Raw genomic sequence first — 26,012 nt, forward strand, 5'->3', positions numbered from 1 at the left:
ACCTTCGGTGTCGACGTGTCGTCCGGCAGAACCCGAGGTGAACTCCCCGAGCCCTGCCTCACGGGCCGGCGCGCGCGTCAGAGCGCGCTCACGCCGAACACCAGCCCGAGCACGTACGTGACGGCCGCAGCGCCGAAGCCGATCGCCAGCTGCCGCAGCGCGCGACGCAGGGGCGGTCCCCCCGACAGGATGCCGACCATCGCTCCGGTCGACAGCAGAGCGACACCCACCAGCACGAGCGCGACGACCACCGCAGTCGTCCCCTCGAGTCCGAAGATCCACGGGAGCACAGGGATGATCGCGCCGGACGCGAAGAGCAGGAAGCTCGAGATGGCCGCCGTCCAGTCGCTGCCGACGATCTCGTGGTCGTCCCCGGCGTGGAGGTGGATCGGCCCCGTCGTCGTGCGCTCGACTCCGGCACGCGCGGCGTCCACTATCCGCCGTGCGCGCTCGAGCGCCTCCTGCTGGCCGATTCCGCGCGCGCGGTAGACCAGAGCGAGTTCGTTCTCGTCGATGTCGAGATCGGCGGCGGATGCCGCCGCATCCTCGTTGGCTTCCGTCGACGCCAGCAGCTCGCGTTGGGAGCGCACGGAGACGAACTCCCCCGCGCCCATCGACAGAGCCCCGGCGAGCAGACCCGCGATCCCGCTGAACAGGACAAAGGCGGAGCTGACACCCGTCGCACCGATGCCGAGCACGAGTGCGAGGTTGCTCACCAGGCCGTCGTTCGCTCCGAAGACGGCAGCACGGAACGACCCGGACAGACGGCGCCTCCCACGAGCGGCGAGACCTCGGACGACTTCGGAGTGCACCTTCTCGTCTGCGCGCATGGCAGGAGTCGCGTACTGCTCGGAATCGTACGGAGATCTGTCCTCGGCGCTCTGCGCGAGTGCGAGGACGAAGATGGATCCGAACCGCCCGGCCATCCAGCCCAGCAGGCGAGACCGGATGCCGGCTCGCGGCAGTCGCGCCGGTTCTGCGCCCAGCAGATCGAGCCAGTGCTGCTCGTGGCGACGCTCGGCATCGGCGAGGCTGAGCAGGATCTCGCGCTCCTCGCCCGTGCGACGGTTCGCGAGCTTCTGGTAGACGAGCCCTTCGGCGCGTTCTTCCACGAGGTAGCGCGCCCAGCGGCGACGGTCTGCGGCGGTCGGCTCGGCGGCAGCGGGGGCTGTCATGAAGTCTCCTGATCGACGATCCCCGGGAACGGGGCAACCGTTCAACGCTAGCTTCGAGCCACTCTCTCGGCGGCACTGGGAGCAGGATTGCCAGCTTTTCGGGCCTCCGAACCGAAGGCGCGATTCAGGATCGGACGCGCTTGCGGAGCACGTCGATGCGCGACTGCAGCTGCGTGACGGTCGCCTGCGCGACAGCAGGCCCGCCACAGATCCGGCGCAGCTCCGCGTGCACGGCCCCGTGCGGCTCGCCCTTCTGGCGGGCGTACAGGCCGACGAGGCTGTTCAGCAGCTGGCGCTGCTCGCGAAGCGTGCGGTGCAGCGGCGCCGGGAGCGTGGTCGTCTCGGTCGGCCCTGCCTCGGCCTCCCGTGTCTCTCGCAGGCGAGTCTGACGTGCCTGGCGTTGCATCAGCAGCTCGTGCACGTGCTCGGGCTCGAGAAGACCGGGGAACCCGATGAACTCCTCCTCCTCGGGGGTGCCCGGCTCGGCGAGCTGGCCGAACTCCTGACCCTCGAACACGACCCGGTCGAAGTGCGCAACAGACGAGAGCGCCTGATAGCTGAACTCCTGTGTCAACGCATCCGAGGCGTCGTCTTCGCGGTTCGCCGACTCGAGCAGCGAGTCCTCGAGCCCGTCGTCGTCCTTCGACTGACGATCGAGAGCGTGGTCGCGCTGCTTGTCCATCTCGTTCGCGAGTCCCATGAGCACCGGAACCTGCGGAAGGAAGACACTCGCCGCTTCACCCCGTCGACGCGCCCGCACGAAGCGACCGATCGCCTGGGCGAAGAAGAGCGGCGTCGACGACGACGTCGCGTAGACCCCGACGGCGAGTCGGGGCACATCGACGCCTTCCGACACCATGCGCACCGCGACCATCCAGCGATCCTCGCTGTTGCTGAACTTCTCGATCCGCTCCGAGGCTGTCGCGTCGTCGGACAGGACGATCGTCGGCTGCTGTCCCGTGATGCTGTGCAGGATCTTGGCGTAGGCGCGTGCCACCGTCTGGTCGGTCGCGAGCACCAGTCCTCCGGCATCGGGCACGTGGTGCCTGATCTCGGTCAGACGACGGTCCGCGGCGGAGAGCACCGCAGGCATCCACTCGCCCTCGGGGTCGAGCGCCGTGCGCCAGGCCTGCGACGTGACGTCTTTCGTGTTGTCCTGACCGAGATGCGTCTCGAGCTCGTCGCCGCTGCTCGTGCGCCAGCGCATCTTGCCCGCGTACATGTGGAAGAGCACGGGCCTGACGACGCCGTCTGCCAGCGCCCGGCCGTAGCCGTAGTTGTAGTCGGTGCGGGAGATGCGCGCGCCGGACTCGTCAGGGTGGTACTCGACGAACGGGATCGGTGCGGTGTCGCTGCGGAACGGGGTGCCGGAGAGCAGCAGTCGGCGCTTCGCCGGTCCGTAGGCGTCGCGGATCGCGTCGCCCCAGCTGAGCGCGTCGCCACCGTGATGCACCTCGTCGAGCACGACGAGCGTCTTCGCGTCTTCGGTCAGATGACGGTGGACCGACGACTTCGCCGCCACCTGCGCGTAGGTGACCACGGCGCCGTGGTAATGCCGTGCCGGCGCCCAATGACTGTTGCGGAACCGGGGGTCCAGACGGATGTGCACGCGAGCGGCGGCATCGGCCCACTGCGTCTTCAGATGCTCGGTCGGGGCGACCACGATGATGCGGTTGACCTCGCCCATGCGCATGAGCTCGACCGCGAGCGTGAGGGCGAACGTGGTCTTTCCTGCACCCGGTGTCGCCGCCACGAGGAAGTCTCGCTGATCGGCCTGGAAGTACTGCTCCAGCGCTTCCTGTTGCCAGGCACGCAGCTTGTTCGCGGTTCCCCAAGGGGCACGCTGAGGAAAGGACGGAGAGAGCATCGAGACAACGATAATCGCTGCCGCCGACACTCGGCACGCTCACGAGTTCCGCCGCGCGCGTCTCGCCCGGACGCTCGTACCCGGGTAGGCTCGGTCACTGCGCGGCCTCCACCGCACGGCTGCGCTCGTCGTGAAGGAGAGCTGGATGACAGATCAGGATTCGATCCGAACCCCGGAGCTCGACAACGAGAATCCCCATCCCTGGCGGAGATTCGTCGCGATCGGCGACTCGTTCACCGAGGGCATCGGCGACCCGGACCCGTCGCAGCCGGGCAGCCACCGTGGCTGGGCAGACCGTGTCGCCGAGGTGCTCTCGCGCCAGGTCGACGACTTCGCCTATGCGAACCTCGCCGTGCGGGGCAAGCTGATCTCCCAGATCGTGCGCGATCAGATCGAGCCCGCCGTGGCGCTGCATCCCGACCTCATCTCGATCTGCGCCGGGGGCAACGATGTGATCCGACCGGGAACCGACCCCGACGCGATCGCCGCCCAGCTCGAGGACGCCGTCGCGCGTCTGTCGTCGACGGGCGCCGCGATTCTGCTCTTCACCGGAGTCGACACGGCCTTCACCCCGGTCTTCCGGGCCTTCCGCGGCAAGGTCGCCATCTACAACGAGAACGTGCGCGCGATCGCCGAGCGACACGACTGCATCGTCGCCGATCAGTGGGCGCTCAAGGTCGTGCAGGACATGCGGTTCTTCGACGACGACCGCCTGCACTACAACTCGCTGGGCCACCACGAGGTCGCCCGCATGGTTCTGCGCGCGCTCAACGTGCCCAACGACCTCGAGGCCATGCAGCCCGAGACGATCCCGCTCCGCACCTGGCGCGAGGCCCGCACCGAGGACTTCGGCTGGGCACGAGAGCATCTCGTGCCCTGGGTCCTGCGTCGTCTGCGCCACCAGTCATCCGGCGATCACATCGTGGCCAAGCGCCCCGAGCCCTCCCCGATCATCCTCCCGAAGTCAGACTGACGACGGCCAGCGGTCAGGGCGAGGTGAGCGCCCACAGCGCCACTGCGGCGGCAGACGCGACGTTCAAGGAATCCACGCCACCGGACATCGGAATCGTCACGACCGTGTCGGCGTGGTCGAGGGCCGTGCGGGAGAGCCCGTCGCCCTCCGAACCCATGACGATGGCGACTCGCTCGGGGCGGTTCGCGACATAGGCATCGAGCGTCACGGCGTCATCGCTGAGAGCGAGAGCTGCGATGTCGAACCGCGCCGCGTGGAGGTCCGCCACGGCAGACTCCCAATCCGTGATGCGAGTCCATGGCACCTGGAACACCGTGCCCATGCTCACGCGCACGCTGCGTCGGTACAGCGGGTCCGCTCCCCCGGGCGACACCAGCACCGCGTCCGCCCCGAGGCCCGCGGCCGCACGGAACGCCGCACCGACGTTGGTGTGATCGCCGACGTTCTCGAGGATCAGCACGAGGTTCGCGGCGTCGAGGACCTCGCGCACGGTCGGAAGCACGGGGCGATGCATCGACGCGATCGTGCCCCGGTGAACGGCGAAACCGGTCACCGATTCGGCCACCTCGTCGGGGACGACGTACACCGGCACGTCGAGGTCGCCGACGATCCCCCGAATGTCGTCCACCCGCCGCTCCTGCACCAGCACGGAACGCGGACGATGACCCGCCCCGACCGCCCGAGCGATCACCTTCGTCGATTCGGCGATGTAGAGCCCACCCGCCGGTTCTCTCACGGTCCGGAGCGCGGTGTCGGTGAGCCCGCGGTAGTCGTCGAGTCGTCGGTCGTCCGGATCGGTCACACTCAGCAGTTCCACGCGGCCCAGTCTGCCATCGCTTGGTCCACCGGCTCCGCGGTCAGCCGCGACGCGTCGACCACGCTGCGCACGTCGTAGACTCGCACAGGGAGGTCCTGTGAGCGCATCGAGTCCGGTCGAACTGTCGGCCAACATCGCTCGCACCGCTGAACTCCTGCGTGGTCGCAAGATCGCACTGCTCACGGGCGCCGGCATCTCCACGGACTCGGGAATCCCCGCCTACCGCGGCGAAGGATCCCGCAACCGGTCCGATCCGATGACGATCCAGCGGTACCTCGCCGACGAGGCTGCACGGCGCCGCTACTGGGTCGGCGGCCATCTCGGGTGGCGGGCGTTCGCTCGGGCCGAGCCGAATCCGGGTCATCTGTCGCTCGCCGACATGGAGTCGTCAGGTCACGTCAGCGGCGTCATCACCCAGAACGTCGACGGCCTGCATCTGCGTGCAGGCAGCTCTCATGTGATCGAAGTGCACGGAACGATGCGCAGGGTCCTCTGCCTGAAATGCGGTCAGGTGTTCGATCGCCGCGACGTCGCGGTGCAGATCGAAGAGCGCAACCCCTGGATCACCGTCCCCGAGAACGTGGCATTGAACCCCGACGGCGATGTGCTCCCGGAGAGCACCGACGGCTTCATCGTCCCCGTGTGCACCGTCTGCGAAGGGATGCTGAAGCCTGACGTCGTGTTCTTCGGCGAGTACGTCCCGCAAGACCGCTTCAAGGCTGCCGAGTCCCTGCTCCGTGCCAGCGACGCTCTGATCGTCGCCGGCTCGTCTCTCGTCGTCAACTCCGGCGTGCGGCTCGTCGAACGCGCACGACGACGGAGCATCCCGCTCATCATCATCAACCGTGAGCCCACGCGCGCGGACGTCTGGGCCGATGCCACCATCGCCGCAGGCACCAGCGATGTGCTCCCCGCGATCCAGGAGCTCCTCGAATGACTCTGCTCACGCTCATCCGCCATGGCCAGACGGACTGGAACCTGGCACGCCGGATCCAGGGCTCCACCGACATCCCGCTGAACGAGAAGGGCCGCGAGGATGCACGGACCGCCGCAGGTCTGCTCGAGGGCACGACGCACCATTCGATCTACGCCAGCCCGCTGAAACGCGCGCGGGAGACGGCCGAGATCATCTCCGGGAGTCTCGGCCTCGGCTCACCGGTGCTGGTGCCGGACATGCGCGAGCGCGAGTTCGGCGAGGGCGAGGGCATGCTCGTGTCGGACTACATCGAGAAGTACGGCGACTGGCTGTCTCCGGTCCCCGGGGCGGAGACATTGGAAGGGGTCGCAGAGAGAGCGCTCATCGCACTCGACACGATCGCTCGTGACGCTCGGCGTCGTTCCGCACCGGTGGCGGAGTCCGTCATCGTCGTGACGCACGGAGGCGTGATCCGGTCGTTGATCGACCATGTCTCCGGAGGCACGCTGCCGCGCGTCGGCGAGGTCCTCGCGAACGGCTCGGTCCACCGTTTCGAGGCCTCCCCCGGCTCGCTGCGCCTGATCGACCAGGGCATGCTCGTCTGACCCGGGAACCCGTGCAGCACTACTGATCAGCGAACGCGGCTGAGCACCGATCGCGCGTGCCTCAGCACGGGCTCGTCGATCATGCGTCCTCTGAAGCGGAAGACGCCTCGTTCGCGCCCGGCGGCTTCGAGAACTCCGCGGGCCCACTCGACGCTGGCTTCATCCGGTGCGTACGCGGCGCGGATCACCGCCACCTGACTCGGGTGGATGCACGCGGTGGCGACGAACCCCGAAGCGGCCGCATCGACCGCCTCGGATTCGAGACCGGAGACGTCCTCGATGTCGACGTGCACCGCGTCGATGGCTCCCTTGCCCTGGGCTCCTGCCTCGAGGAGCACCCGTGAGCGCGCATAGCGGGCCACGTCGCGATAACCGCCCTTCGCCGTGCGACTCGACGTGCCGCCGAGGGAGGCGACCAGGTCCTCCGCGCCCCACATCATCGCGACGACCTGAGGGTGGGCGGCGATGCGATCTGCGGCGTGAACGCCCCTCGCCGTCTCGCACAGGGCGACCAGCGAGAAGCTCTCGTCGAAGGCGGAGAGGCTCTCTGCGCTCTCCGTCTTCGCGACCATGACGGTGCGGAGATCGGTCTGGGCGAGGGTCGCGAGATCGGCGGTGAAGGCGGCGGAATCCGGCGCGTTGACGCGGACGATCACCCGATCGGGGTCGAGGTCGGCCTCGATGAGATTCTGCCGGGCGCCGGCCTTCGCCTCTGGCAGCACGGCATCCTCGAGGTCGATGATGACCGCATCCGCCTTCTCGAGGGCTCCGCGGAATCGCTCGGGTCGGTCGGCAGGACAGAAGAGCAGCGCGGGTCCCAGGCTGAAGGTCATCGTCCCCCCTCCGGCAGGCAGTGGACGAGGACGGTGCGGGTCGCCGTCGCGACGACTGTGGCGTCCTGATTCCGTCCGGTATGGGCGATGGTCACGATTCCCTGACCCGGGCGTGATGTCGAGAGCCTCTTCTCGACGACGACGCTCTCGGTGTACAGCGTGTCGCCGGCGAACAGCGGGTGAGGGAACGCGATCTCCCCGAATCCGAGCTGAGCCACCAGAGTGCCCTGGGTCAACTGCGCCACAGATGCCCCGACCATCGTCGAGAGCGTCCACATCGAGTTGATCAGACGCGCACCGAAGGGGCGCTGCGCATCGGCGAAGGCCGCATCCAGGTGGAGCGCCTGGGTGTTCATGGTGAGCGTCGTGAAGAGGACGTTGTCGGCCTCGGTCGCGGTGCGTCCAGGGCGATGCAGGTAGCGCGCGTCTGTGACGAACTCCTCGAAGAAGAGTCCCCGCTGGACGATGTCGTGCACGGTCATGCCTGCCACGCTACCCGGCGAGTCCCAGCGCCCGCGCGATCACGAGCAGCTGCACCTCCGTGGTGCCTTCACCGATCTCGAGGATCTTCGAGTCGCGGTAGTGACGGGCCACGGGGAACTCGTTCATGAAGCCGTTCCCGCCGAAGATCTGCGTCGCATCCCTCGCGTTGTCCATGGCCGCCTCTCCAGCGACGAGCTTCGCGATCGCGGCCTGCTCGGCGAACGGTCGTCCCGCGTCGCGCAGACGCGCAGCGTGGTGCCAGGCGAGTCGCGCGGTGTGCACTCGGGCGCGCATGCGCGCGAGGGTGAACTGCGCGTTCTGTCGCGTGCTGAGGGCGCTGCCGAAGATCGTGCGACTCTTCGCGTAGTCGACGGCGGCTTCGAGACATCCTTCCGCCGCACCGGTCGAGAGCGCGGCGATCGCGATGCGTCCCTCGTCGAGGATGCTGAGGAAGTTGCGGAAGCCGCTGCCCTGCTCCCCCAGCAGGTTGCCCGCGGGCACGCGTGCGCCGGCGAAGCTGAGCGGATGCGTGTCGGACGCGTTCCATCCGACCTTGTCGTACGGGGCCTCGACGGTGAATCCGGGGGTGCCGTTGGGGACGATGATGGTCGAGATCTGCTTGCGTCCGCCTTCGTTTCCGGTGACGGCCGTCACGGTGACGAAGCGGGTGATCGGCGTCCCTGAGTTCGTGATGAACTGCTTCGAGCCGTCGATGACCCAGTCGTCCCCGTCGAGGCGAGCGGTCGTGCGGGTCGCTCCGGCGTCGCTGCCCGCCTCCGGCTCTGTGAGACCGAAGCCCGCGAGGGCGCGGCCGGCGAGCAGGTCGGGCAGGTACTCCTGCTTCTGCTCTTCCGTGCCGAACCGGAACACGGGCATCGCCCCGAGGCTGACTCCGGCCTCGAGCGTGATGGCGATGGACTGATCGACGCGTCCGAGGGCCTCGATCGCGATGCCCAGGGCCATGTAGTCGCCCCCCTGGCCGCCGTACTCCTCGGGGAACGGCAGACCGAACAGCCCGAGATCACCCATCTGCGCCACGACGTCCATCGAGAGGGTGTGCGTGCGGTCCGCTTCGTAGGACTGCGGTGCGACGACCGTCTCGGCGAAGTCACGCGCCATCGCGGCGAGCTCGCGTTCCTCATCGGTCAGCTCGAACATGCTCAGTTCTCCTCTGTCGTCATGTGCGCGACCTGTTGATCGCGTCGTACCTGATCGCCGACGGCGACCGTCAGGTGCACCGGCCCGTCGTGCGGTGCCAGCACCGGATGCTCCATCTTCATCGCCTCGATCGAGATGAGAGGGGTGCCGGCGGTCACCACGTCGCCGTCTCGGACGTGCACGGCGACGACGCTTCCCGGCATCGGGGCCCGCGCCTCCGGCCCGCTCTCGGTCTCGCGCTGTTCCCGCGCCTGCAGGCGGTGCAGCATGCGGGCCCGGCGATCCAGCGGCCGCAAGTGCACCGTGCGTCCGTCCTCGCTCACCCAGACACCGCCGTCGACGTCCGTCGCGACAGCCGCGCGGGATCTTGGACCGTCGGTCCCAGGGGCACGGATCACCTCGCCCCGGTCGGTGAGGAACCACACTTCGCGTCGGTCGTGCCTGGTGAGAGACTCCCACACCCGGCCCGCTCGTCGAGCCCTCCTGGCTTCGCCGAGGGCGTCATCGACGTGAGACACAGCGCGACTCGCCGCCACCAGCATCGTCGGCGACGGCGGCTCGTCGTCGAGCGGCAGAAGCGTCTCGATGAGTCCGGTGTCGAGGTCCCCGGCCCTCACCCGCTCATCGCGGCAGAGCAACCGGAGGAAGGCGATGTTCGTGTCCACGCCCAGCACGACGGTTCTGCCCAGGGCCTCGTCGAGGCGGCGGAGGGCAGTGCTCCGGTCATCCGCGAAAGCGATGACCTTGGCGATCATCGGGTCGTAGAAGCCGGTCACCTCGCTGCCGGTCTCGACCGCCGCATCGACTCTCACCCCCTGAGGGGGGTCGAATAGCAGAATGCGGCCGGTCGACGGAAGGAACCCGCGCTCGGGCGACTCGGCGTACACGCGCGCCTCGACTGCGTGCCCGCGCACCGTGGGTGCGGAGTCGAGGCGTCCTCCTGCGGCGACAGCGATCTGGAGGGCGACGAGGTCGAGTCCGGTCACCTCCTCCGTGACGGGGTGCTCGACCTGCAGGCGGGTGTTCATCTCGATGAAGAAGACCTGGTCGGGAGCATCTGCATCGATGAGGAACTCCACCGTGCCGGCGCCGACGTACGAGACACTCGCCGCGGCCTGGGTCGCGGCCTCGAGAAGACGGTCCCTTGTCGTGTCGGGGATGCCTGCAGACGGAGCCTCTTCGATGACCTTCTGGTGGCGGCGCTGGAGCGTGCACTCGCGCTCGCCGAGGGCGAGCACCGTGCCGTGCGTGTCACCGAAGACCTGCACCTCGATATGTCGTGGCCGCCGGATGAGCCTCTCCAGGATCAGCGAGTCGTCACCGAATGCCGATAGCGCAACGCGGCGCGCAGAGGCCAGGGCGGCGCTCAGTCCGGCCGGCGTCTCGACGACCTCCATCCCCTTGCCGCCACCCCCCGCGCTCGGCTTCACGAGCAGGGGGTAGCCGACAGCGTCCGCCTCCTCGGCGATCTCCGCGTCCGACAGTCCTCTCGCGTCGAACCCGGGCACCACGGGGACTCCTGATCGGACGACGTGATCGCGGGCCTTGGCCTTGTCGCCCATGATCTGGAGCGCGTCGATCGGCGGCCCGATGAAGACGACACCGCTCTCGGCACATGCTTCCGCCAGCCCGACGCTCTCGGAGAGGAAGCCGTACCCGGGGTGGATGGCCTGCGCCCCGGTCGCACGCGCGGCCGCGATGACGGCGTCGATGTCGAGGTAGGACTCGGCGACCGGCGCCGGACCGATCCGCACGGCGTCGTCGGCCTCGCGCACATGGGGTGCATCGGCATCCGCATCGCTGTAGACGGCGACGCTGCGGATGCCCATGGTCTGCAGCGTGCGGATGATGCGGCGTGCGATCTCGCCCCTGTTGGCGACGAGCACCGTGTCGAATTCGCGGGTGGCAGAGGTCGTCATTGCGGTCACATCCTGAAGAGGCCGAAGTGCGGCTCGGGAAGGGGGGTTCGGGCGACCACGTCGAGGGCGAGCCCCAGCAGGTCGCGAGTCTGGGCCGGATCGATGATGCCGTCGTCCCACAGGCGAGCAGTGGCGTAATACGGCTCGCCCTGGGTCTCGTACTGCTCACGGATGGGCTGCTCGAAGGCCGCGCGCTCCTCGGAGCTCCAGGCCTGGCCGCGTGCTGCGAGCTGGTCGTCCTTGACCGTCCCGAGCACGGACGCCGCCTGGGCGCCGCCCATCACCGAGATGCGGCTGGCCGGCCACGTCCACAGGAATCTCGGCGAATAGGCCCGTCCGCACATCGAGTAGTTGCCTGCGCCGAAGGATCCGCCGATGATCACGGTGAGCTTCGGCACGCGCGTGCTGGCGACGGCGGTGACCATCTTGGCTCCGTCCTTCGCGATGCCCCCCGCCTCTGCGTCCGACCCGACCATGAACCCCGAGATGTTCTGCAGGAAGACCAAGGGGATGCCGCGCTGGTCGCAGAGCTCGATGAAATGCGCGCCCTTCAGCGCGGACTCGCTGAACAGCACGCCGTTGTTCGCCACGATCCCGACCGGATGCCCGTGCAGTCGCGCGAACCCGGTGACGAGGGTCGTGCCGTACTCCGCCTTGAACTCCCGGAATGTGTCGCCGTCGACCAACCTCGCGACGACCTCGTGCACGTCGTATGCGGCGTTGACGTCGACGGGGACGACGTCGTAGAGCGATCCGGACTCCGCGGGCTCACGAGTGTCGTGCACCTCCCACACCGGGTGGAGGGGCGCCGGCAGAGTGGCCACGATGTCACGCAGGATCTCCAATGCGTGCTCGTCATCTTCGGCCAGGTGGTCGACCACACCGCTGCGACGGGCGTGCAGTTCACCGCCGCCGAGCTCTTCCGCGGAGACGACCTCGCCGATCGCCGCCTTGACGAGCGGCGGGCCACCGAGGAAGATCGTGCCCTGGTCCCGGACGATCACGGTCTCATCGCTCATCGCCGGGACGTAGGCGCCGCCTGCCGTGCAGGATCCCAGCACCGCCGCGAGCTGCGGGATGCCCTCCGCCGACATCCGCGCCTGGTTGAAGAAGATGCGACCGAAGTGCTCACGATCGGGGAACACCTCGTCCTGCTTGGGAAGGAATGCTCCGCCCGAATCGACGAGATACAGGCAGGGCAGTCTGTTCTCGAGCGCGATCTCCTGCGCGCGCAGGTGCTTCTTGACCGTGAGCGGGTAGTAGGTTCCCCCTTTCACGGTGGCGTCGTTGCAGACGACCATCACGTGGCGTCCGTGCACGAGGCCGATCCCGGCGATCACTCCGGCGGCCGGCGCGTCTCCCCCGTACAGCCCTTCTGCGGCCAGAGGGGCGATCTCGACGAAGGGACTGCCCTCGTCGAGGAGCCTGGTCACCCGGTCTCGCGGAAGCAGCTTGCCCCGAGCGATGTGCCTCTCACGAGACGCTTCGGGACCGCCCCTGGAGGCGACCGCCAGTCGTTCGTGCAGCTCGGCGGCGAGGGCCTGCTGGGTTGCGGGCATCGTGACGTCCTCCTCGACCACACGGCGCCGGCGTCATCGCTCTGGCGCACTGGATGCTTTCTCGGTTAGTGTTCACTAACCGATCGCATCAGGTTAGCGAGGATTAACTGAGATGACAAGCCCCCCGACTGCGCGAGATCGCGCGAAGGCAGAGAGGTCGGACGCGATCCTCCGAGAGGCGGCCCGGCTCTTCGCCGAGAGCGGGTACAACGGGGTGAGCCTCGAGGACATCGGCGCCGCCGTGGGCGTATCCGGCCCTGCGGTCTACCGTCACTTCGCCGGAAAGCAGGCACTGCTCGGCGCCGTGCTGATCAAGGTGAGCGACGATCTCGTCTCCGGAGGAACCCGCGTCGCGGCCGACGGGTCCACGCCCGAAGAGCGCATCCACGCACTCGTCGCCTTCCACGTCGAATTCGCCCTCGGCAACGCCGACGTGATCCGCGTGCACGATCGAGATGTCGTGCACCTTTCGGCGCAGGATCACTCCGCAGTCCGACGCCTGCAACGCGCCTACATCGAGCTCTGGATCGACACTCTGCACCCTCTCGTCGAGGCCGATGCCGACGAGCTCCGCCTGCGGGTGCAGGCGTGCTTCGGGTTGATCAACTCGACTCCGCACAGCACGCGGGCAGCAGCCAGACACCACTCCGCCACCGCGGCCGTGCTCGCCGCGATGGCGGAATCGGCGCTCCGAGCGACTATCTGAGAAGCATCGCCCGGCCGGGTTCCTCCAGCACGTCGGCGACATCCTTGAGGAACCTCGCGCCCTCCGCTCCGTCGACGATCCGGTGATCGAAGGAGAGGCTGAGCGTCATCACGTGGCGAAGGGCGATCTCGCCGCGGTGCTCCCACGGAAGACGCCGGACCGCGCCGACCGCGAGGATCCCCGATTGCCCGGGCGGGAGGATCGGGGTGCCTGCATCGACGCCGAACACCCCGATGTTCGAGATCGAGAAAGTGCCGCCGGACAGCTCCACCGGAGACGTCCTGCCCTCACGCGCCGTGGCGGCGAGAGACCTCACGGCATCCGCGAGCTCGATGAGGCTCATGGTCTCGGCGTCACGGATGTGCGGCACGATGAGTCCGCGGTCGGTCGCGGCCGCGATTCCGAGATCGACGTACCCGAACTGCACGATCTCTCCCGCGGATTCGTCCCACCGCGCGTTCAAGCCGGGGGCGCGGGTCAGCGCGAGACACACCGCCTTCGCCACGACGGCGAGTGGGCCGATCCGGTGCTCGGACAGCGACCGGTCGCCGCGCAGCGACTCGAGAAGGTCCATGGTCGCTGTCACATCGACGGTGTGGAAGACCGTGACGTGCGGAGCGGTGAAGGCGCTCTCGACCATCGCTGCGGCGGTGTGCTTGCGGACTCCGCGAATGGGGATGCGCGTCTCGCGCGAATGCTCCCGGAGCCCGGTCGCGTCGTCCGGAACAGCAGTGCGTCGTGGCGTGGGGTCCGCCTGCTCGACAGTCACCCCGGTGCGGGAGACGTAGTCGTCGATGTCGGCGCGTGTGATCACGCGATCTCCGACCGACGCGGCGACCAGGGCGAGGTCGACGCCGAGACGCTTCGCATACGCGCGCACGGGAGGGGTGGACCGAGGCCGTTCGGTGACGACCTCGACGCTCACAGTCGGCGAGGCGTCATGCGGTGCCGCCTCGAGCACAGCCGTGTCGGTCGTCGCTCTGGCTCCGGCCGCGCGCCTGGCGCGCCGAGCGGGCCGCCCGGATGCCGTAGGGGCGGCTCCGTAGCCCACCAGGTTGGGCTGCGCCTTCTCCTGCCCATCGACTCCGCTCGAGTCCGCGGTGGACGGGCCATCGGCTCCCTCCACGTCGAACTCGATCAGCGGAGCACCGACCGCTATCGTCTGTCCCGCCTCGGCATGCAGGGCGGCGACGACGCCTTCGTAGGGAGATGGCAGCTCGACGATCGCCTTGGCCGTCTCGACCTCCGCCAGAGTCTGGTTGAGCGTCACTGTGTCGCCGGGTGCGACGAGCCACTGGACGACCTCCGCCTCTGTCAGCCCCTCGCCGAGATCCGGCAGTCGGAACTCCGCGTTCATGCGTCTGCTCCCGTCAGGCTGTTCGGACGGTCGAGCACGCGATCGACGGCATCCAGCAGCCGGTCGAGGTCCGGCAGGTGGTACTTCTCGAGCTTCGCCGGCGGATAGGGGACATCGTGTCCGGTCACACGCAGTGGAGCAGACTCGAGGTATTCGAAGCATCGCTCCGTGACGCTCGCGATCACCTCGGCGGCCATGCCTGCCTCGCGTGAGGCCTCGTGCGCCACGACGACCCGCCCGGTCTTGCGGACCGACGTCGCGACCGTGTCGTAGTCGACGGGCGACAGCGAACGCAGATCGATGACCTCCAGCGAGATGCCCTCGTCCTCCGCAGCCTCGGCCGCCTGCAACGCGGTCGTGACCATCGCCCCATAGGTGATGAGGGTCGCATCGTCACCTGCTCGGACGACACGTGCGAGTCCCATCGGCGCGGCATCCGCCAGCGGTGCGTCGAGGTCGACCTCGCCCTTGTGGTGGTAGAGCCGCTTGGGCTCGAAGAAGATCACCGGGTCGTCCGACGCGATGGCCTGACGCAGGCTCCGGTACGCGTCCTCGGGATTCGACACGGCGATCACGCGCAGTCCTGCCGTGTGCACGAAGTACGCCTCGGGCGATTCCGAGTGGTGCTCGGCCGCGCCGATCCCGCCGGCCCAGGGGATGCGTATCGTGATCGGCATCCGTACCCGACCCTGCGTGCGGTAGTGCAGCTTGGCCACCTGGGCGACGATCTGATCGAACGCGGGGTACACGAAGCCGTCGAATTGGATCTCCACGACCGGCCGATAGCCACGGAACGCCAATCCGACAGCCATTCCGACGATGCCGGACTCTGCGAGAGGCGTGTCGATCACGCGCTTCGCACCGAACTCGTCGAGGAGTCCGTCCGTGATGCGGAAGACGCCGCCGAGTCTGCCGATGTCCTCGCCCAGCAGCACGACCTTCTCGTCGTCTCGCATCGCCTGGCGCAGACCCGCGCCGAGCGCCTTCCCGAGAGTGATCTGAGTCATGTTCACACCTCCCCGTCGAAGGATGCCAGGTACGCGGCGTACTCATCGCGCTGACGATCGAGCCCGGCGTGCGGCTCGGCGTAGACGCCGTCGAAGACGGCGAGCGGAGGGCGGGTCACCATGCTCAGGCACTCGGCGCGCATCTCCCGTGCCGCGACGTCGGCGGCCTTCTGAGTGTCGGCGATCTGCTCGTCGCTCAGCTCGCCCAGCGACCGCAGATGCGCTTCCAGGCGAGCGATGGGGTCGCGACGACGCCATGCCTCGAGCTCGTCATCCCTGCGGTAGCGAGTCGGATCGTCGGCTGTCGTGTGCGGGCCCATCCGGTATGTGACGGCTTCGATGTAGGCGGGGCCCTTTCCTGATCGGGCGTGCGCGAGGGCCCAGCGCATCGCAGCCACGCATGCGAGGACATCATTGCCGTCGACCCGGAGGCTCGGGATGCCGAAGCCGGGCGCCCGCCCGGCGATCGGATACTTCGACTGCACCGACACGGGCTCCGAGATCGCCCAGTGGTTGTTCTGGCAGACGAAGACGACCGGAGCCTGATAGGAGGAGGCGAAGATCATCGCCTCGTTGACGTCGCCCTGACTCGTGGCACCGTCGCCGAAGTAGGTGACGGCGACTTCGTCCGCGCCTTCATGACGGATGCCGAGCGCATAGCCGACGGCATGGAGCGTCTGCGCTCCGATGATGATCTGCAGCGGAGCGACCCGGAGTGCTGCAGGGTCGTGACCCGCGCCCTCCTCGCCGCGCCACATGCGGACGAAGTCGCCGGGCTCAGCGCCACGCGCGTAGATGACCCCCGTCTCCCGATAGCTCGGGAAGACGTAGTCCTGAGGCGCGAGCGCCCTCGCGGTGCCGATCTGGGTCGCCTCCTGTCCCTGGCACGGAGCCCAGAGCCCGAGCTGCCCCTGACGCTGGAGCGCGACGCCCTCGGCGTCGATACGACGGAGGATGACCATGTCGCGATGCAGCGCCCGCAGCTGTGCGGCGTCGACGTCATCGACATAGGAGTCGAGCAGCGGGTTCGAGATCCGCTCGCCCTCCGGTGAGAGGATGCGCTCGGCGAGTTCGAGATCCTGCGCCGTATCGACGATCGGGGTGATCTGCGGTGACATCATCGTCCTCCTCATTCGTGGCCGTCGTCACGGGTTCTACGCTCGGCCCCGGCCTCATCGCCGGTTGAGTCGAGAGTACGTCCGCTCATCACCTCGCTCAAGCAACCGCGATCGGCTTGAGCATGTTGCCAAATCGGGGCATCCCCCACCCTGCTATCGTTTGGCACTATGGCCGGACTTGACCGCATTGATCTCGAACTGCTCGCCGCGCTCTCCGATGATCCCCGCGTCACGATCGTCGCGCTCGCGGAGAACCTCGGGCTGTCCCGCAACACCATTCAGGCGCGGATGGCGAGACTCGAGCAGACCGGGATATTCCAGTCGTACGAGCGATCGTTCTCGACAGACGTGCTCGGATTCCCGCTTCAGGCGTTCGTGAGCATCGGGGTGCGTCAGACCGAGCTGCCACGCATCATCAACGAGCTGGCCCGCATCCCCGAAGTCGTGCAGGCGCATGGACTCAGCGGGTCCATCGACCTGCTCGCGCGCGTCGCGTGCAGGGACGCCAGACACCTCTTCGACACCGACGCGCGCATCCTGTCGATCGAAGGCGTGGAGCGCACCGAGACCTCTCTCGCGATGGGCGAGGTGATCCCGTTCCGTGTCGCCGGCCTCATCGGCCTCGCGCGACGGGAATCCTGAGGAATCGGCGAACGGCACCTGCGGCTTCGGCGGGCGTCTCGTAATGGATCAGGTGTCCGACCTCGGCGATCTCGACCAGAGTGGCGTCGTCGAAGCGCTCCGCAAGCTGTCGCTCGACCTCGATGGGGGTGATGTCGTCTCGCTGGGCGGCGATGAGAAGCGTGGGCGTCGAGATCGAGGAGGCGAACTCGCTCACGTCATGCGACACGCTCGTCACGAACGCATCCCGGAGGACGTCGCGGTCGGCGAACCGCGAGAAGTAGGTGTCGTGCTGGTCGTGGATGAACCGCCGCAGCTGCGGGTCCGACGTCTTGGCCATCGTGATGCTCATGACCCTGACGATCAGACGGTTGCGCAGAAGCGCCGTTCCCGCTCGTTCGGGCAGGCGCGCTCCGAGCGAGTAGTACAGGACCGCGAGACGCGTCATGATGCCCTTGGGTCCCTCGAGTGCGGGCGCTCCGATGGGGTTGATCAGGATCAGCCGCGGGGTCTCGAGACCCGCTGCGACCGCCGCAGAGGCGACGATCGATCCGAAGGAGTGCCCGAGTATCACCGCCCCGGGAGCCACCGTCGCCGCGAACTCCTTCAGCCACGCGACGTATTCGTCGAGATCGTAGGAACCGCCGGCGACTGGCGCCGTCTCGCCGAATCCCGGGAGATCGGGAGAGATCACGCGAACCTCCGGAAGGAACGCGAGGATCGGCTCGAGGCCGTGGTGCTCCCCTCGGAATCCGTGCACCGCGACGATCGTCACGTCAGCGTCGGCGGGTCCGTACTCCCAGAACACGGTGGTCCCACCTCGAACATCGACCTCGTGGCGCACGACCGGCAGTCGGCTCAGGCGGTCTGCATAGGGAGAGGGGGCGGTCATGGACCAAGTCTAGAGTCGGCGGATGCATGCTCTCCGTGTGCCTCCGCCCGGATGTCGGAGCCCGGATCTACGGTGAAAGCATGCCCCCGGCCCCCTCGCTCCCGCACTGGATCACTCGTGTAGGCGTGTTCGACCTCGAGACCACGGGGATCGACGTGGAGAAAGACCGAGTCGTCACCGCGCATGTGGGGCTGCTCGACGCAGACGGACGTGAGATCGCCGCGAGGGACTGGCTGTCTGATCCTGGAGTGCCGATACCCGAGGGTGCCACGGCCGTGCATGGAGTCACCACCGAGCATGCCCGCCGGCACGGGCGTCCGGGCGCTGAGGTGGTCGGAGAAGTGACCGCTGCCCTGCGGTCCCTGCTCTCACAGGGGGTTCCGATCGTCGCGTACAACGCGGCATACGACTTCTCCCTCCTGGCTCACGAGGCGCATCGCCACGGAATCGCACCGCTGGAGGATCCCTCCCCGATCATCGACCCTCTCGTGATCGACAAGGCCTACGACCGGTATCGCCCTGGCAAGCGCACTCTCGAGGTCGTCGCCGCCCTCTACGCGGTACGACTCGAGGATGCCCACGAGGCGGCCGCGGATGCGGTGGCCGCAGGCCGGGTCGCGCAGGCCCTGGCGCGCCAGTTCGTGCTTCCCGAGACGCTCGAAGAGCTGCATACGCGCCAGATCGGGTGGGCGCGTTCTCAGGCGGCGAGCCTGACGGAGTACTTCATCCGGATCGGCCGTCTCGAGCCGGAGGAACGCCTCGACGGCACCTGGCCTGTCCGCGCACACCGCACCCGAGGGGAGGAGCCTCGCGATGCGGTTCCGAACCAGTGACGTCTCACGCGTCGAGAGCACCTGGAAGCAGTTCGTCCCGTCTGCGGTCCTGCACGACGTCGACCCGGAGCGCTTCCGCTTCGATTGGCACTCTGCGGATCTCGGCGGCGTGAGCCTTGTTCGCTACGACCTGGCAGCGGAGGTGCGTTCGACCGCGGAACCACTCGACCAGGTTCTGGTGTGCCGGGTGGACGGTCCGGATGCGCGGGTGTACTCCGATCGGGGCGATCTCGATGCGAGCCGCCCGTGGATCTCGGACGGACCCCGAGTGCATGCACGATGGGACGCGGGGGCACGTGTGGCGGCGCTCGTGTTCGACCGCGACACCCTGTCGCGCCTCGCGCGGCGGATAAGCGGTGACGACGACCTCTCCATACGTATCGAGGACCTCTCCCCTCGCTCCGCTTACGCGGCCGCGGCATGGGATCGCATGTTCGCGTATCTCGAGCAGAGCGCCGCACCGCTCGATGACACCACGGACGATCTCGAACTCCTGCGCAGCGAGTTGGCGCGCCATGCGGCGGCCACGACGCTCGCCGCGTTCGCGACGACGAGCCGCCTCGAACGCCATCGCCCGGCGCAGACCACAGCCGCTCCGGCGACCGTGCGCCGTGCTCTCGATTTCATCGCCGAGAACTCGCACCGGCCGATCACCGTCGATGATGTCGCCGCGGCCGTGCACATCTCGACGCGGGGACTGCAATACGCCTTCCGACGAGCGCTCGACACGACGCCGGCCGAGTCGCTGCGACGGGCGCGGCTGGACGGCGCCCATCGCGACCTGCAGTCCGGGGCGCCCTCGACCGTCGCGGCGGTGGCCCGCCGATGGGGTTTCTCACATCCTTCGCGATTCGCCGCCGCGTATCGCGACAGCTTCGGCGTGCTTCCCTCTGTGACGGCCGCGACGCATCGCCGATGACATTATGCGAACAGATTGTTCGCTCCCCTCGCGCGCCGAGGGTGGCCGGTGCGATGGTTCGCCCCCTGGCGCATATATTCCGAGATATGGGTTCTCTCTACTACGGCGCCTCCGAGCCGATCCATATCGACGATCGTGCACTCGCGCACCTCAAGGTCGTCGTTGCGACGAAGCTGCGTCGCAACGAGAGCTTCACACTCACCTGGAAGCACCCGGACGGAGACCCTGAAGGCCGCTCGACGGTCTGGCTGCATCCGTCGATCCCCCTGAGGTTCGTCTTCGACGAGAGCGAGGCGCCCGAGCTCAGCCGTCGATGGATCGAGGATCTCGCCCATTCGGCCAACTCGAGCGGCGGCATCACGCTCGTGGAGGAGCTGATCGAGCCTTCGTCCGACCTGCAGGCTGCAGACGCTCGCTGATCCGGGCGCGGAGGGTCGGGCGGGCTCCGCAGTGTCAAGTCCCTCGTTCTCTCCGCCGATCGATGACATGATCGCGCCGATGACGGAACGCAGCGAAGGGCATGTGGTCGACAGTGCCGCCACGGTCCGGTCACGGATAGGGCCCGCCGACTCCCCCACCATCTCGGTGGTCGTGCCTGTCAAGGACGACGCGGCTCTGCTGGCACGGTGTCTGCGTGCCCTGCACGCCCAGGAGTCGCCGGCGGACGAGATCATCGTTGTCGACAATGACTCGTCCGATTCGTCGGCCTCGGTGGCTCGAGCCTCGGGCGCGCGCGTGCTCACCTGCATCGAGCCGGGCATCCCCGCTGCGGCGTCCACCGGATACGACGCCGCACGCGGTGATCTGATCCTCAGACTCGACGCGGACTGCGAACCGGATGCCGACTGGATCTCCGCGGTCGTCTCGGCCTTCGGGCAGGACGAGCGCATCGGAGCCGTCACCGGAGGTGCGCGCTTCACCGACGGGCCTGTGGCGCTCCGCGTCCCGCTCGCTCGGCTCTATCTCGGCGCGTACACGAGCGTCTTGAGCGTGACTCTCGGCCATAGACCGCTGTTCGGCTCGAATCTCGCGTTCCGCAGGGAAGCATGGCATGCGGTGCGTGCGGTCGTGCATCGCGGCGATGCACACATCCACGATGACCTCGACCTCGCCTTCCACCTCGGCGAGAACCACCGCATCGCTCGGCTCCCCGGCGAGTCGATGGGGATGTCGATGAGACCGTTCACCGCAGGGCAGTTCGGCCGGCGCGTGCAGCGAGGCTTCCGCAGCGTGCTCGTGCACTGGCCGCGCGACTTCCCCCCTGTGCGGTGGGCACGCCTGGTTGTCCGCCGTCGCCTACGCGGCCCCGCAGCACGGCGGACACGATGACCGTGCCCGCGCTGATCGGCCCTGTGGTCGCACCGGAGCTGCACGCGATGTCGTTCAACATCCGCCGGGCCATGGAGGGCTTCGCGCGTCCGAAGCAGGACCGCTGGAGTGTGCGCGCCCCGGCAGTCGCTGAGATGCTGCGCTCGGAGCGTCCGACGATCCTCGGGCTGCAAGAGGTGCTTCCCGGCGCGATGAGGGTCGTCACCCGCGCGCTCGGCCCCACTCACCGGTTCATCGGCACAGGGCGAGGCCGCGAAGGCACGGGCGAGGGCATCCCGCTCGTCTACGACGCCGAACGCCTGGAACTTCGCGGATGGGAGCAGCAGGCCCTTTCAGCGCGCCCAGACGAACGGGGCAGTCGATCCTGGGGCAACCTCATCCCCCGCATTCTCGTGACGGCGGAGTTCGCCGACAGGTCGACGGGCATCCGATTCCTCGTCGTCAACACCCATCTCGACCACCTGTCCTCTCGTTCGCGGCGACGATCGGCCGAGGCCATCTCCGCGCTGGTCCGGAAGCGTGCTCTTCCGACGATCGTGATGGGTGATCTCAATGCCGGTCCCCGCTCCCGCGCTATACGCACGCTTCTGTCGCGCGCGGAGCTCACCGACTCCTGGAGCGCTGCCGAGGACCGGCTGACACCGCTGTGGAGCACGCTCAACGGATATCGACGACCGCGGCTCACGGGGCGGCGCGTCGACTGGATGCTCGTCAGTCGAGACGTCCGGGTGCGTGCTGCCGGCATCAACGCAGGTGTCTTCGATGGGATCAGACCCTCGGATCACCTGGCAGTGCAGGCGCTGCTGCGTCTGGACGGCAAGACACAGTGAAAGAGGACACAGTGAAAGAAGACTTCCTCCGTCCGCCTCGGTCCCTCGCGGAGTGGTCCGCAGACTCTCTGCGCGTTCTGGGGATCGTCGGCGTCGGAGTGGCGCTGATCTGGCTCGCGCCGACGGACGCCGGCATCGCCGCACTCGCTCTTCCGGCCCTGATGCTGCCTCGAGTGCTGGGACTGCGCGGGTGGTTCGATCTGGCGGTCTGCGCGACCGTGCTCGTTGCCGCGTGGAGCAACATATTCGACCTGTACCGGACGATCCCGGGCTGGGATCTGGTCGTGCACCTGATCTGCACGGGGATTCTGACGATCGTCGCTGCGCTGATCCTCACCCGGGCGGAGGTCGTCACGATGACTCGCGACCACGGCGCCCGGCCGCGAACTCCGCTCGTCCTGGCACCGCTCCTGGCCCTCGCACTCAGCGCCATGTGGGAGATGGTCGAGTGGCTGGGCTGGGCCTACCTCAGCGACGAGATCTTCGTCACGTATCAGGACACGATCGGCGACATGGTCTTCGGCGGACTCGGCGGTATCGCCGCCGGCGTCATCCTCGCGACGTCATCTCTGAGACGACCGCGCTCGACAGATGGCGTGGGCGGCTCAGCGAACAGGAGTAGGGCGGGCGGGACTTGAACCCGCGATCGTTGGGTTATGAGCCCACTGCCTTAACCAGCTTGGCCACCGCCCCGTGACGACAAGCCTATCGGGCCGAACCGGTCAGATCGGTGTCGCGGCGGTGTGCGTCTCGAGGTGCACCAGGTAGATGTCGGCGTTGGCGATCAGGTCGGCACGCTCGTCGTCGCTGAGGGACCGACGCACCTTCGCAGGAACCCCCGCCACCAGTGAGCCGTCCGGCACCTCGGTTCCTCCGAGCACGACTGCTCCGCCGGCGATGAGGCAACCCGCACCGATGACCGCGCCGCTGAGCACGACAGCCCCCATGCCGATGAGCGAGCCGTCTCCGATCATGCATCCGTGCACCACGGCGTTGTGACCGATGGACACCTTGTCACCGATGGTGACGGGATGAGCCGCATCGACGTGGACCGAGACGTTGTCCTGCACATTGCTGCCTCGACCGATCACGATGGATGCCGAGTCGCCTCGGAGCACGGCGTTGTACCAGACGCTCGCGCCTTCAGCCAGCGAGACGTCGCCGACGATGCGCGCTCCCTCGGCGACGAACGCGTCTTCGGGTACCGACGGGGTCTTCCCCGGGAGCGCGAGGACAGAGGCTCCGGCTGCGATGCTCATGAGGTGAGACTATCCTCCCAAGGCCGGATTTCCGCATGATTCCGGGGCACTAAGCCGAGCCTTCGCTTGCTTGCGGAATGTTTTCAGACGAGTAGCGTTGTCATCATCAGGCACGAAGAGACAACTCCGGAGGAGTCAAGATGAGCAAGGTACAGACCGTTTCCACCACCGCCAGCGACCCGACAGTGGCAGCTGCAGCGGCTCAGTTCCTCTCCCCCGTCGTGCTCGGACTCCAGGCACTGACGATCGATGGCAAGCAGGCGCACTGGCACGTGCGCGGCGCCAACTTCGTCGGCGTCCACGAGCTTCTCGACACGATCGTCGCGCACGCAGGAGACTTCGCCGACACCGCCGCCGAGCGGATCGTCGCCCTCGGCCTGCCGATCGACGCGCGCATCAGCGCCGTGGCCGCCAAGGGCAGCGCTACGTCGGTCCCTGCCGGCTTCACCCAGTCCGACGAGCTCGTGCGCGCTGTCATCTCCGACATCGACGCGATCCTCATCGACGTGAAGGCTGCGATCGACGGACTCGACGAGGTCGACCTCACGAGCCAGGACGTCGCGATCGAGATCATGCGCGGACTCGAGAAGGACCGCTGGTTCCTCGTGTCGCACATCGCCGCATAAGCATCCGTCTGACGAAGAAGGGCACCGGGTCTTCCCGGTGCCCTTCTTCGTGCTCCGGATGTCAGGCGCCGTAGGTCAGACGCCCCGCCACCATCGTCGCCGTCACCGGCATCCCTCGCAGATCCGCCCCGGAGGCGGTCAGCGGGTCGTAGCCGCACAGGGCGACATCGGCCAGCTCGCCCGGGCGCACAGAGCTGCGGACGCTCGCCCGGAGCGCCTGCTCGCGTGTCAGCCGCTCCTCGGGGTGCCACGGATCACGGTCGTCGTCGGTGCGGGTGACGGCAGCGGCGATCGCCTGCCACGGATCGAGCGGTGCCACAGGCGCGTCCGATCCGAAGCGCAGCTCGACACCGGCGTCCCGCAGGGCGCCGAGCGGATAGCCGATCGAGGTCTGCCCTGCCCAGTGCCGGCCGACGAGATCTCTGTCGTCGAGAGCGTGCTGCGGTTGCACGCTCGCGATGATGCCGAGTCTGCCGAACCGCGCGAGATCGGCGTGACGCACCAGCTGGGCGTGCTCGATGGTGCCCACCGCACCAGACGTGGTGAAGGCATCGAGCGCGCCGGTGACGGCGCGGTCGCCGATCGCGTGCACGGCGACCGCGAGTCCTGCTCCGGTCGCGACGGTGAGCAGCTCTGCGAGCTCGGCCGGGGGCACGGTGAGCACCCCGAAATTCTGGGGATCACCCGGATACGCGTGTGAGCATGCGGCGGTGCGTGTGCCCAGCGAACCGTCGCTGATGATCTTCAGCGGTCCGACATGGATCAGGTCGCGCCCGGCTTCCGGCGCGTCCTCGTCCTGGTGCAGCTCACCCGACCTCAGGCCGGCACGGATGGCTCGCTCGAGGTCGAACGGATAGATCGCGAACTCGACGCGGTGCGCGGCGAACCCCGCCGCGACTCGGCGTGGCCACGCATCGGCATTCCATGCCATGTCGAAGTCGACCAGCCCCGTGACGCCGCGGGACGCTGCTCTCTCCCCCGCGTCCCGGACCGCCGCATCGCCCCGAACAGGATCCACGGCATTCAGTCGACGAGAGATCTCGAACGCGTCCTGCTCGCGCAGCATCCCGTCGGCGCTGGCGAACCCCTCGAGCCGCAAGGCAGCCGAGTTGAGCCACGTGCTGTGCACGTCTGCGTTTATCAGGTAGGTGGGGACCTCTCCGGTGACGCTGTCGAGCAGAGCGAGCGTCGGGTGATCCGGCCACATCGCATCGCGGAATCCGCTGCCCACCTTCCGTCCATCCGGCAGCGGTGCCGCGGCCGCCATGATCGCAGCAGCCTCAGACGCGGAGGCCGCGCCGCCGAGTGCGACTCGCTCCGCCGCCAGCGCCCACTGGACCGTGTGAACATGGTTGTCCCACAGGCCGGGCACCGCCCAGGCCCCGTTGCCCTCGAGGATCTCGCCCTGCGGCGCGACAGCTCCGGTGGGAGCGATGTCGCTGATGCGACCGTCTTCGATGAAGATGTCCACGGGCTCGTCGTCGATCAGGAACTCTCTTCCAGGGCCGGAGACCCGCACGCCGACGAGGGTGCCGACCCGCTCTCCGATCCCGATCACGAGCGACCTCCGACGCGCGCCTGCTGAGCACGACGCATCTCGGTCGCGAGGGCGGGCTGCCTGTACGGCCCGTCGGCCTCGAGCTCGGCGATGACCGTCTCCACGGTCTCGGCCGGCTTGTTCTGGCTGAGCTTGCGCTTGGCGACGACCCTGGTCGGGGTGAGTCTGAAGCCCACCGTCCCTGTGGCCAGGCGAGCGACGAACGCGGGATCGTTCGGCCGTTCCCACATGCGCCGTGGCTCCGGCATCCGTCCCTCGAAACGGTCGACCAGCCGGTCGAGCACGGCGAGGTTCTCTTCGTCGCTGAGGATCTCGGGAATCCCTGCGAGATGCACGGCCGTGTAGTTCCAGGTCGGAACCGACGGCACATCGCCGTACCAACCGGGCGAGATGTAGCCGTGCGGTCCCTGGAAGACGACGAGCAGCTCCCCATCCCCCAGGCCGTGAATCAGGTCGTCCGGCCGCCCGACATGCCCCACGACCGTCAAGTCGTCATGGTCGTCATCGAGAAGAACGACGTAGTGCGAAGAGACCAGGCCGTCGGGACCGTGGCTCACGATGGTCGCCCAGGGATTGGCATCGACGATCCGACGGATCTCGGCCGCATCCGCGAGCGTGAAACTGGGGTTCTGACGCATCCCCTCAGCCTATG

At 68.1% G+C, this 26,012-nt stretch carries 27 protein-coding genes and 1 tRNA gene; 12 read left to right on the forward strand and 16 right to left on the reverse strand.

The window, feature by feature from the left end:
- Nucleotides 1-77: 77 nt before the first annotated feature.
- Complete coding sequence (locus OPU70_RS02830) at nt 78-1,175, reverse strand: VIT1/CCC1 transporter family protein (protein ID WP_367820270.1); 1,098 nt, start codon at nt 1,173-1,175, stop codon at nt 78-80.
- A gap of 124 nt (nt 1,176-1,299) precedes the next feature.
- On the reverse strand, nt 1,300-3,042 hold the full coding sequence (locus OPU70_RS02835; RefSeq protein WP_042536686.1) for a DEAD/DEAH box helicase: 1,743 nt from the start codon (nt 3,040-3,042) through the stop codon (nt 1,300-1,302).
- A gap of 145 nt (nt 3,043-3,187) precedes the next feature.
- Between OPU70_RS02835 and OPU70_RS02840 the strand changes: the two genes are divergently transcribed.
- Nucleotides 3,188-4,015 carry an SGNH/GDSL hydrolase family protein gene (locus OPU70_RS02840; RefSeq protein ID WP_079112780.1) on the forward strand — a complete coding sequence of 276 codons (828 nt, stop codon included), beginning with the start codon at nt 3,188-3,190 and terminating at the stop codon, nt 4,013-4,015.
- Nucleotides 4,016-4,028: 13 nt separating this feature from the next.
- Here the strand turns inward: OPU70_RS02840 and OPU70_RS02845 are convergent, their stop codons facing one another.
- Nucleotides 4,029-4,832, reverse strand: a complete 804-nt coding sequence (locus OPU70_RS02845; protein ID WP_455904887.1) for a TrmH family RNA methyltransferase — start codon at nt 4,830-4,832, stop codon at nt 4,029-4,031.
- 97 nt (nt 4,833-4,929) lie between these two features.
- Between OPU70_RS02845 and OPU70_RS02850 the strand changes: the two genes are divergently transcribed.
- Nucleotides 4,930-5,769: a Sir2 family NAD-dependent protein deacetylase gene (locus OPU70_RS02850; protein WP_498557103.1), complete on the forward strand. Its 840-nt coding sequence runs from the start codon at nt 4,930-4,932 to the stop codon at nt 5,767-5,769.
- Nucleotides 5,766-6,353 carry a histidine phosphatase family protein gene (locus OPU70_RS02855; protein WP_042536690.1) on the forward strand — a complete coding sequence of 196 codons (588 nt, stop codon included), beginning with the start codon at nt 5,766-5,768 and terminating at the stop codon, nt 6,351-6,353. The genes OPU70_RS02850 and OPU70_RS02855 overlap by 4 nt, the downstream gene beginning before the upstream one ends.
- Nucleotides 6,354-6,379: 26 nt before the next feature.
- Here OPU70_RS02855 and OPU70_RS02860 read toward each other — a convergent pair whose 3' ends face one another.
- Genes OPU70_RS02860 through OPU70_RS02880 form a run of 5 tightly spaced genes read right to left on the reverse strand, consistent with a single transcriptional unit; the run spans nt 6,380 to nt 12,305 of the window.
- On the reverse strand, nt 6,380-7,186 hold the full coding sequence (locus OPU70_RS02860; protein WP_042536691.1) for an HpcH/HpaI aldolase/citrate lyase family protein: 807 nt from the start codon (nt 7,184-7,186) through the stop codon (nt 6,380-6,382).
- Nucleotides 7,183-7,668, reverse strand: coding sequence for a MaoC family dehydratase (locus tag OPU70_RS02865; RefSeq protein ID WP_042536786.1), 486 nt, complete (start codon nt 7,666-7,668; stop codon nt 7,183-7,185). Before OPU70_RS02865 ends, OPU70_RS02860 begins: the two co-directional genes overlap by 4 nt.
- Nucleotides 7,669-7,678: 10 nt before the next feature.
- On the reverse strand, nt 7,679-8,827 hold the full coding sequence (locus OPU70_RS02870; RefSeq protein ID WP_475434889.1) for an acyl-CoA dehydrogenase family protein: 1,149 nt from the start codon (nt 8,825-8,827) through the stop codon (nt 7,679-7,681).
- 2 nt (nt 8,828-8,829) lie between these two features.
- Complete coding sequence (locus tag OPU70_RS02875) at nt 8,830-10,746, reverse strand: acetyl/propionyl/methylcrotonyl-CoA carboxylase subunit alpha (RefSeq protein ID WP_475434887.1); 1,917 nt, start codon at nt 10,744-10,746, stop codon at nt 8,830-8,832.
- A gap of 5 nt (nt 10,747-10,751) precedes the next feature.
- On the reverse strand, nt 10,752-12,305 hold the full coding sequence (locus tag OPU70_RS02880) for a carboxyl transferase domain-containing protein (RefSeq protein ID WP_498557104.1): 1,554 nt from the start codon (nt 12,303-12,305) through the stop codon (nt 10,752-10,754).
- Between the two features lie 112 nt (nt 12,306-12,417).
- Between OPU70_RS02880 and OPU70_RS02885 the strand changes: the two genes are divergently transcribed.
- Complete coding sequence (locus OPU70_RS02885) at nt 12,418-13,011, forward strand: TetR/AcrR family transcriptional regulator (RefSeq protein ID WP_042536694.1); 594 nt, start codon at nt 12,418-12,420, stop codon at nt 13,009-13,011.
- Here the strand turns inward: OPU70_RS02885 and OPU70_RS02890 are convergent.
- Genes OPU70_RS02890 through pdhA form a run of 3 tightly spaced genes read right to left on the reverse strand, consistent with a single transcriptional unit; the run spans nt 13,004 to nt 16,493 of the window.
- Nucleotides 13,004-14,368 carry a dihydrolipoamide acetyltransferase family protein gene (locus OPU70_RS02890; protein ID WP_079112774.1) on the reverse strand — a complete coding sequence of 455 codons (1,365 nt, stop codon included), beginning with the start codon at nt 14,366-14,368 and terminating at the stop codon, nt 13,004-13,006. The two genes, OPU70_RS02885 and OPU70_RS02890, sit on opposite strands and share 8 nt — an antisense overlap.
- The gene (locus tag OPU70_RS02895) at nt 14,365-15,375 is read right to left on the reverse strand and encodes an alpha-ketoacid dehydrogenase subunit beta (protein WP_079112773.1); all 1,011 of its coding nucleotides are present in this window, start codon (nt 15,373-15,375) and stop codon (nt 14,365-14,367) included. Before OPU70_RS02895 ends, OPU70_RS02890 begins: the two co-directional genes overlap by 4 nt.
- 2 nt (nt 15,376-15,377) lie before the next feature.
- On the reverse strand, nt 15,378-16,493 hold the full coding sequence (gene pdhA, locus OPU70_RS02900; protein WP_079113974.1) for a pyruvate dehydrogenase (acetyl-transferring) E1 component subunit alpha: 1,116 nt from the start codon (nt 16,491-16,493) through the stop codon (nt 15,378-15,380).
- 168 nt (nt 16,494-16,661) lie between these two features.
- On the opposite strand from pdhA, the gene OPU70_RS02905 reads away from it, so the two are divergent.
- Nucleotides 16,662-17,135, forward strand: a complete 474-nt coding sequence (locus OPU70_RS02905; RefSeq protein ID WP_079112772.1) for an Lrp/AsnC family transcriptional regulator — start codon at nt 16,662-16,664, stop codon at nt 17,133-17,135.
- Here OPU70_RS02905 and OPU70_RS02910 read toward each other — a convergent pair.
- On the reverse strand, nt 17,107-18,006 hold the full coding sequence (locus OPU70_RS02910) for an alpha/beta fold hydrolase (protein WP_498557105.1): 900 nt from the start codon (nt 18,004-18,006) through the stop codon (nt 17,107-17,109). The genes OPU70_RS02905 and OPU70_RS02910 overlap by 29 nt on opposite strands.
- Nucleotides 18,007-18,086: 80 nt before the next feature.
- On the opposite strand from OPU70_RS02910, the gene OPU70_RS02915 reads away from it, so the two are divergent.
- The 6 genes from OPU70_RS02915 (at nt 18,087) to OPU70_RS02940 (ending at nt 22,555) form a co-directional block, all read left to right on the forward strand.
- On the forward strand, nt 18,087-18,839 hold the full coding sequence (locus OPU70_RS02915; protein ID WP_079113973.1) for an exonuclease domain-containing protein: 753 nt from the start codon (nt 18,087-18,089) through the stop codon (nt 18,837-18,839).
- Entirely contained in the window at nt 18,820-19,758 is a 939-nt protein-coding gene (locus tag OPU70_RS02920; protein ID WP_079112770.1) for an AraC family transcriptional regulator, read from the forward strand. Before OPU70_RS02915 ends, OPU70_RS02920 begins: the two co-directional genes overlap by 20 nt.
- 86 nt (nt 19,759-19,844) lie before the next feature.
- The gene (locus tag OPU70_RS02925) at nt 19,845-20,177 is read left to right on the forward strand and encodes a DUF7882 family protein (protein WP_042536702.1); all 333 of its coding nucleotides are present in this window, start codon (nt 19,845-19,847) and stop codon (nt 20,175-20,177) included.
- A 79-nt stretch (nt 20,178-20,256) separates the two neighbouring features.
- Nucleotides 20,257-21,087, forward strand: a complete 831-nt coding sequence (locus OPU70_RS02930; RefSeq protein WP_498557106.1) for a glycosyltransferase family 2 protein — start codon at nt 20,257-20,259, stop codon at nt 21,085-21,087.
- Nucleotides 21,084-21,917 (forward strand): endonuclease/exonuclease/phosphatase family protein, encoded by an 834-nt coding sequence (locus OPU70_RS02935; protein ID WP_498557107.1) that lies wholly within the window; start codon nt 21,084-21,086, stop codon nt 21,915-21,917. Before OPU70_RS02930 ends, OPU70_RS02935 begins: the two co-directional genes overlap by 4 nt.
- A gap of 11 nt (nt 21,918-21,928) precedes the next feature.
- Nucleotides 21,929-22,555, forward strand: a complete 627-nt coding sequence (locus OPU70_RS02940; protein ID WP_367820301.1) for a DUF2238 domain-containing protein — start codon at nt 21,929-21,931, stop codon at nt 22,553-22,555.
- Here the strand turns inward: OPU70_RS02940 and OPU70_RS02945 are convergent.
- Both OPU70_RS02945 and OPU70_RS02950 read right to left on the reverse strand, forming a co-directional pair.
- A tRNA-Ile gene (locus OPU70_RS02945) sits at nt 22,537-22,610 on the reverse strand. The two genes, OPU70_RS02940 and OPU70_RS02945, sit on opposite strands and share 19 nt — an antisense overlap.
- 29 nt (nt 22,611-22,639) lie before the next feature.
- Nucleotides 22,640-23,176, reverse strand: coding sequence for a gamma carbonic anhydrase family protein (locus tag OPU70_RS02950; RefSeq protein ID WP_498557108.1), 537 nt, complete (start codon nt 23,174-23,176; stop codon nt 22,640-22,642).
- 140 nt (nt 23,177-23,316) lie between these two features.
- On the opposite strand from OPU70_RS02950, the gene OPU70_RS02955 reads away from it, so the two are divergent.
- Complete coding sequence (locus OPU70_RS02955) at nt 23,317-23,802, forward strand: Dps family protein (protein WP_042536706.1); 486 nt, start codon at nt 23,317-23,319, stop codon at nt 23,800-23,802.
- 61 nt (nt 23,803-23,863) lie between these two features.
- On the opposite strand, the gene OPU70_RS02960 is transcribed toward OPU70_RS02955, so the two are convergent.
- On the reverse strand, nt 23,864-25,360 hold the full coding sequence (locus OPU70_RS02960; RefSeq protein WP_498557109.1) for an amidohydrolase: 1,497 nt from the start codon (nt 25,358-25,360) through the stop codon (nt 23,864-23,866).
- Nucleotides 25,357-25,998 carry an FMN-binding negative transcriptional regulator gene (locus OPU70_RS02965; protein WP_498557110.1) on the reverse strand — a complete coding sequence of 214 codons (642 nt, stop codon included), beginning with the start codon at nt 25,996-25,998 and terminating at the stop codon, nt 25,357-25,359. The genes OPU70_RS02960 and OPU70_RS02965 overlap by 4 nt, the downstream gene beginning before the upstream one ends.
- Between the last annotated feature and the right edge of the window lie 14 nt (nt 25,999-26,012).

It is taken from the genome of Microbacterium sp. SWDP-B6, assembly GCF_059803615.1.

Coding starts and splice junctions, on each gene's coding strand:
- OPU70_RS02910 (WP_498557105.1), bottom strand. CDS start 18,006: ATGACCGCCCCCTCTCCCTATGCAGACCGCCTGAGCCGACTGCCGGTC.
- OPU70_RS02855 (WP_042536690.1), top strand. CDS start 5,766: ATGACTCTGCTCACGCTCATCCGCCATGGCCAGACGGACTGGAACCTG.
- OPU70_RS02840 (WP_079112780.1), top strand. CDS start 3,188: ATGACAGATCAGGATTCGATCCGAACCCCGGAGCTCGACAACGAGAAT.
- OPU70_RS02930 (WP_498557106.1), top strand. CDS start 20,257: ATGACGGAACGCAGCGAAGGGCATGTGGTCGACAGTGCCGCCACGGTC.
- OPU70_RS02965 (WP_498557110.1), bottom strand. CDS start 25,998: ATGCGTCAGAACCCCAGTTTCACGCTCGCGGATGCGGCCGAGATCCGT.
- OPU70_RS02860 (WP_042536691.1), bottom strand. CDS start 7,186: ATGACCTTCAGCCTGGGACCCGCGCTGCTCTTCTGTCCTGCCGACCGA.
- OPU70_RS02935 (WP_498557107.1), top strand. CDS start 21,084: ATGACCGTGCCCGCGCTGATCGGCCCTGTGGTCGCACCGGAGCTGCAC.
- OPU70_RS02875 (WP_475434887.1), bottom strand. CDS start 10,746: ATGACGACCTCTGCCACCCGCGAATTCGACACGGTGCTCGTCGCCAAC.
- OPU70_RS02955 (WP_042536706.1), top strand. CDS start 23,317: ATGAGCAAGGTACAGACCGTTTCCACCACCGCCAGCGACCCGACAGTG.
- OPU70_RS02950 (WP_498557108.1), bottom strand. CDS start 23,176: ATGAGCATCGCAGCCGGAGCCTCTGTCCTCGCGCTCCCGGGGAAGACC.
- OPU70_RS02890 (WP_079112774.1), bottom strand. CDS start 14,368: ATGAACGCGGAGTTCCGACTGCCGGATCTCGGCGAGGGGCTGACAGAG.
- OPU70_RS02920 (WP_079112770.1), top strand. CDS start 18,820: ATGCGGTTCCGAACCAGTGACGTCTCACGCGTCGAGAGCACCTGGAAG.
- OPU70_RS02835 (WP_042536686.1), bottom strand. CDS start 3,042: ATGCTCTCTCCGTCCTTTCCTCAGCGTGCCCCTTGGGGAACCGCGAAC.
- OPU70_RS02915 (WP_079113973.1), top strand. CDS start 18,087: ATGCCCCCGGCCCCCTCGCTCCCGCACTGGATCACTCGTGTAGGCGTG.
- OPU70_RS02905 (WP_079112772.1), top strand. CDS start 16,662: ATGGCCGGACTTGACCGCATTGATCTCGAACTGCTCGCCGCGCTCTCC.
- OPU70_RS02925 (WP_042536702.1), top strand. CDS start 19,845: ATGGGTTCTCTCTACTACGGCGCCTCCGAGCCGATCCATATCGACGAT.
- pdhA (WP_079113974.1), bottom strand. CDS start 16,493: ATGTCACCGCAGATCACCCCGATCGTCGATACGGCGCAGGATCTCGAA.
- OPU70_RS02865 (WP_042536786.1), bottom strand. CDS start 7,668: ATGACCGTGCACGACATCGTCCAGCGGGGACTCTTCTTCGAGGAGTTC.
- OPU70_RS02870 (WP_475434889.1), bottom strand. CDS start 8,827: ATGTTCGAGCTGACCGATGAGGAACGCGAGCTCGCCGCGATGGCGCGT.
- OPU70_RS02885 (WP_042536694.1), top strand. CDS start 12,418: ATGACAAGCCCCCCGACTGCGCGAGATCGCGCGAAGGCAGAGAGGTCG.
- OPU70_RS02880 (WP_498557104.1), bottom strand. CDS start 12,305: ATGCCCGCAACCCAGCAGGCCCTCGCCGCCGAGCTGCACGAACGACTG.
- OPU70_RS02830 (WP_367820270.1), bottom strand. CDS start 1,175: ATGACAGCCCCCGCTGCCGCCGAGCCGACCGCCGCAGACCGTCGCCGC.
- OPU70_RS02895 (WP_079112773.1), bottom strand. CDS start 15,375: ATGACTCAGATCACTCTCGGGAAGGCGCTCGGCGCGGGTCTGCGCCAG.